Below are 325 nucleotides of genomic sequence, written 5' to 3' on the forward strand. Positions count from 1 at the left end.
GGCGCTGGTGTTCGAAGGCCAACGCCTGAGTTATGCCGAGCTCGATCAACGCGCGCAAACCGTGGCCAACGCCTTGCGCGCGGCCGGTATTGGCAGCGGCGCCATCGTCCCGGTGTGCATGGAGCGCTCCGTGGAAATGGTCGTGGCCTTGCTCGGCATCGTGCACGCCGGTGCCGCGTGGTTGCCGCTGGACCCGGAATTGCCGGCGGCACGGTTGGCGTTCCTGATCGCGGACGCTGAGGCCCAGGTCACCTTGACCCAAGCGCAGTGGCTGGCGCGTTTGCCGGTCGGGCACAATTCCTGGACGCTGGATGCGTTGCCACCC

Annotated in this window: 1 protein-coding gene; it reads left to right on the forward strand. The window is 67.7% G+C overall.

Annotation, left to right across the window (positions count from 1 at the left end; translation table 11 throughout):
- Positions 1-325, forward strand: a 325-nt coding sequence (locus NHU87_RS28335) for an AMP-binding protein (protein ID WP_253555181.1), incomplete at both ends; no start/stop codon positions are given.

Origin of the sequence: Pseudomonas mandelii (genome assembly GCF_024138395.1) — a bacterium.
Classification (GTDB): Bacteria; Pseudomonadota; Gammaproteobacteria; order Pseudomonadales; family Pseudomonadaceae; genus Aquipseudomonas; species Aquipseudomonas mandelii_E.